Annotated in this window: 4 protein-coding genes and 1 pseudogene; 1 reads left to right on the forward strand and 4 read right to left on the reverse strand. The window is 73.3% G+C overall.

What is annotated here, in order from left to right:
* Positions 1 to 267 (forward strand): annotated as a pseudogene (locus tag AB0M47_RS42290) (hypothetical protein); the annotation flags it as partial.
* Here AB0M47_RS42290 and AB0M47_RS42295 read toward each other — a convergent pair.
* The 4 genes from AB0M47_RS42295 to AB0M47_RS42310 all read right to left on the reverse strand — a co-directional run.
* Positions 264 to 659 (reverse strand): DUF3040 domain-containing protein, encoded by a 396-nt coding sequence (locus tag AB0M47_RS42295; RefSeq protein ID WP_363424581.1) that lies wholly within the window; start codon positions 657 to 659, stop codon positions 264 to 266. The pseudogene AB0M47_RS42290 and the gene AB0M47_RS42295 sit on opposite strands and share 4 nt — an antisense overlap.
* Positions 660 to 787: 128 nt before the next feature.
* Positions 788 to 2,080: a DNA polymerase IV gene (locus tag AB0M47_RS42300; RefSeq protein ID WP_363424583.1), complete on the reverse strand. Its 1,293-nt coding sequence runs from the start codon at positions 2,078 to 2,080 to the stop codon at positions 788 to 790.
* Positions 2,081 to 2,187: 107 nt separating this feature from the next.
* Positions 2,188 to 3,369: a nucleotide pyrophosphatase/phosphodiesterase family protein gene (locus tag AB0M47_RS42305; protein ID WP_363424586.1), complete on the reverse strand. Its 1,182-nt coding sequence runs from the start codon at positions 3,367 to 3,369 to the stop codon at positions 2,188 to 2,190.
* Positions 3,366 to 4,019 (reverse strand): methyltransferase domain-containing protein (locus AB0M47_RS42310; protein ID WP_363424587.1); only part of this gene is annotated, 654 nt, incomplete at its 5' end. The genes AB0M47_RS42305 and AB0M47_RS42310, both read right to left, overlap by 4 nt.

The raw sequence follows: 4,019 nt of genomic DNA on the forward strand, positions 1-4,019 counted from the left end.
GACGCAGCGCGGGTGGCGGACGCAGCGCGGGTGGCGGACGCAGCGCGGGTGGCGGGCGGCGGCCGGCGGACGCAGCGCGGGTGGCGGACGCAGCGCGGGTGGCGGGCGGCGGCCGGCGGACGCAGCGCGGGTGGCGGGCGCGACGGACAGCACACGCAGCGAGGGCCGGTGGGCGCGACGGACGACCGGCGCAGCCAGGGCCGGCGGGTACGCGAAAGCCCTCGTCCCGCCGGACGAGGGCCACACGCGGTGCAGCGACAGGGCTAGAAGCGGCCTTCGGGCCGATCCCGCCAGCGCTGCTCGAGGCGGCCGAACAGGCCGCCGGAGGAGCGACCGCCACCGCTGCGTACGCGTCGGGCGGCGGTGCCGTCGACCGCACGCAGCTCTCGGTTGTGCGCACGGCGTTGGGATTGGATGGCGAAGGCGGCCGCGGCGAGCATCACCACGAAGCCGGCCACGCCGATCAGGGTGTTGCCGTCGATCGCACCCCAGACGACGAGGGCCAGCCCGGCGGCGACCACCAGGCCTGCGATGATCATGCGCCGACGCGCGTGGAAACGCGGGTCGGTGCTGCGCACCGCCGAGGCGAACTTCGGGTCCTCGGCCAGCGAGCGTTCGATTTGTTCGAACAGACGCTGCTCGTGCTCGGAGAGCGGCACGGCACTCCTCCCCGGTGATCCCCGGGTCGACTCACACCGGCGCCGGTTGGTGGGATGTTCCCACCTCCGGAGGCGACGAGCGGGGGTCGACGGACTCCCAGCAGCCAGGTGGCCGCTGTACCCCAAGTCTACGAGGCGGTGAAGCCGTCGGAAAGCGGGTCGAGTCGGTCCGGCTCGGCGCGTTTGTCCGACTGCCTCCGGCGGTCCCCTGCTTTCAGCAGGCTGGCGGGCTTCACAGCGGCCCGGCCGAACCGGCTCGCCGCCGCGTCGACGGCACGTTCCGCTTCCCGCCAGCCGCGTTCGGGCTCGCCGAGGGCAAGCTGCCTAGCTGCGCCTTCGGCTCCGGCCAGGCCTTCGACGCGGACGCCGATGAGCCGGATGCGGTCGGTCGACCCGAGTGCTCGGAACAACGTCCACGCCGTCTGGAAGATCTCTTGGGAGACGTCGGTGGCGACCGGCAGGGTCCGGGACCGGTTGATCGTCTTGAAGTCGGCGAAACGGACTTTGATCGCGATCGTGCGTCCGCTTTGGCCGGCGGCCCGCAGGCGCGCGCCGACCTGTCCGGACAACGCCAGCATCGTCTGCTTGATCCGCTCGTGGTCGGACACGTCGATGTCGTAGGTGGTCTCCGAACCGACCGACTTCTCCTCCCGGCCGGTGGTGACCGGGCGCGGGTCCCGGCCCGACGCGAGTTCGTGCAGGTGGGCGGCGGCCGCGTCGCCGACAGCCGAGCGCAGCAGACCCATCGGGGCCTGCGCCACGTCGCCGACCGTCCGCAGGCCGACCCGATGCAACTGCTCGGCCGACCGCTCGCCGACGCCCCAGAGGGTCGAGACCGGCAGCGGATGCAGGAACTCCAGCACCCGGGCGCGGGGAATGAGCAGCAGGCCGTCCGGCTTGGCGCGGGCCGAGCCGAGCTTGGCCAGGAACTTCGTCGGCGCGATCCCGACCGAGCAGGGCAGCTGCAACTCGCGCGCGACCCGGGCGCGGAGATCGATCGCGATCTGCGCGGGCGGCCCGAGCAGCCGCCGCGCCCCGGCCACGTCGAGGAACGCCTCGTCCACGCTCAACTGCTCGACCAACGGCGTCACGTCACGCAGGATCGCCATCACCGCTCGGGAGGCCTCCCCGTACGCCCCGGAGTCGGGCTGGATGAAGATCGCCTGCGGGCAGAGCGCCCGCGCCCGGCTGGTCGGCATGGCGCTGCGTACGCCGAAAGCCCGAGCCTCGTAGCTCGCCGAGGAGACGACACCCCGGCCGCCGGTGCCGCCGACGACGACCGGCTTGCCCCGCAACTCCGGATGCCGCCGCACCTCCACTGAGGCGAAGAACGCGTCCATGTCGACGTGCAGGATGGAGCAGCCGGTGTCGTCGCCGCCGGGGCCGAAGTCCCGTTCCTCGCGCCCGCGCTCTCGCCCCATGTCCGCAGGTTAGCGCCCGGGTCTGACACCCGCTGTCAGGCGCCGACGCGTCAGGTCGACAAACGGCGCCGGTCCGACACCGCTGTCAGCCATGCAGGGGATCGGCGCTACAGGGTCGAGTGGACGAGCAGCGGAATCTCCATCTCGGCCCGCGTCCGCGCTCCATGCAGCCCGACGAGTTGGAGGATGCTGGCCGGTTCGTGCGCGCTGGCCTGGATCGACCAGTCCTCCCGGCAGACCACCACGATGTCGCCGAGCCGCTCCGCGTGTGCCGGGGGTATCGGGCCGTACCAGCCGGTCGCGACGGCCTCCTCGCGTACGCCGATCCAGGCAGCATGGCCGGCGAGGTCCCGCCAGGCGGCGAGGACGTCCGGCAGCGCACCGGGTTCGGTGTGCAGGTACCGGACGCGGGGTTCGCCCGCGACCGCCCGGAGCCCGGCCGACAACTCGGGTACGGAGTCCAGGTCGATCCGGCGATCCCACGGCGAGATGAGATGACCGTGGTCGGCGGTGATGACCAGGGCGCTGTCCGGCGGCAGTTCCTCCTGCAGCCGGGCCACCGCTTTGTCCACATCCGACATGGCCAGCTGCCACTCCGGCGAACCCGCGCCGTGTTCGTGCGCCGCCTTGTCCACGTTGGGCAGGTACGCGTACACGCAGCGGGCTCCGGAGCGCAGCGCGCCGGCGACGCCCGCGACCATCTCGTCCGCACCGGTCGCGCCGACGTAGCCGAGGTTGCCGGTACTGCGCCGGGTCAGCCCGGTCGCCTCGAAGACCGGGTTGTTGACCACCGCGGTCGTCATTCCGCCGGCGCGTACGCGATCGAGCAGCGGCGTGACCGGCTGCCAGACGAGCGGGTCCGGGTCGTCCCGCCAGGCGATGTGGACGAGGACCTCGTCGGAGTCCGGCACGATCGTCGTGAACGCCAGTACGCCGTGCTCGCCCGACTTCGCCCCGGTACCGAGACTGATCAGGCTGGTCGGCGTGGTCGACGGGAAGCCGCAGGTGATCGGCCGCCCGGTGGCGGTGAGCGCGGCCAGCGCGGGCGCCTGCTCCCGGCCGAGGGCGAGCTGATGCCAGCCCAGCCCGTCGAGCAGCAGCACCACGACCTGGCGTACGCCGGCCAGCCGCCCGGCGAGGCCGAGCGGGTCGCCCAGCCCCGGTACGCCCAACGCCGTCAGCGCGCCGGGGAGGACGTCGCCCAGCCAGCCCCCGGCGTAGTCGGGCGCGATCTCGTCGAACAGGTAGGCATCGCCGGCGCCTGCCTCGGCGAAGGTCGGAAAGCTCATGCCCGCGCCAGGACGTGCAACTGCGTCGCGATGTCCCGGTACGGCGAACGGGCCGCGGCGGCCAGCTCGAACTGCACGAGAGCCTCGGGATCGGCGTCGGCGATGGGACCGGAGACGAGGTCGGCGAGGACGCGTACCCCATGGATCTGCTCGACGGCCAGCCCGGCGCCGGACAGCACCGCGGCGATCTCCTCGGCGTCGTAGCGGCGGCGGATGCCGTCGAGCGCGCCCGGCGCGAGGAGCGACTCGGCCTCGGCGATCCGCCCGGACATGGCCTTGGCCAGCACGGCGGCCGCCCGGTTGGCGACCACGACGCTGGCCGCGCCGCCGGGCCGCAACGTGGTCGCGAGCGCGGCGGCGACCCGCGCCGGATCGTCGACGACCTCCAGCACGGCGTGGCAGAGCACCAGGTCCGCCGAGCCGGGCTCGATCAGGTCGGCCAGCCCGTCCGCGTCGCCCTGGATGGCGGTGAGCCGGGAGCTGAGGTTGGCGTCGGCCGCCCGGCGGATCGCCGCGGCCAGCGCGTCCGGGCTCGGATCGACCACGGTCACCCGACCCGGTTGGACAGCAGGTCGTCCAGCTCGCTCTTGCCGATGATCGATCGCAGCGACGTCTGCGCCAGCAGCTCCACCGCGATCATGTAGCTCTGC

This window comes from Hamadaea sp. NPDC051192, from assembly GCF_040682475.1.
Classification (GTDB): domain Bacteria; phylum Actinomycetota; class Actinomycetes; order Mycobacteriales; family Micromonosporaceae; genus Hamadaea; species Hamadaea flava.

Coding starts and splice junctions, on each gene's coding strand:
- AB0M47_RS42300 (WP_363424583.1), bottom strand. CDS start 2,080: ATGGGGCGAGAGCGCGGGCGCGAGGAACGGGACTTCGGCCCCGGCGGC.
- AB0M47_RS42305 (WP_363424586.1), bottom strand. CDS start 3,369: ATGAGCTTTCCGACCTTCGCCGAGGCAGGCGCCGGCGATGCCTACCTG.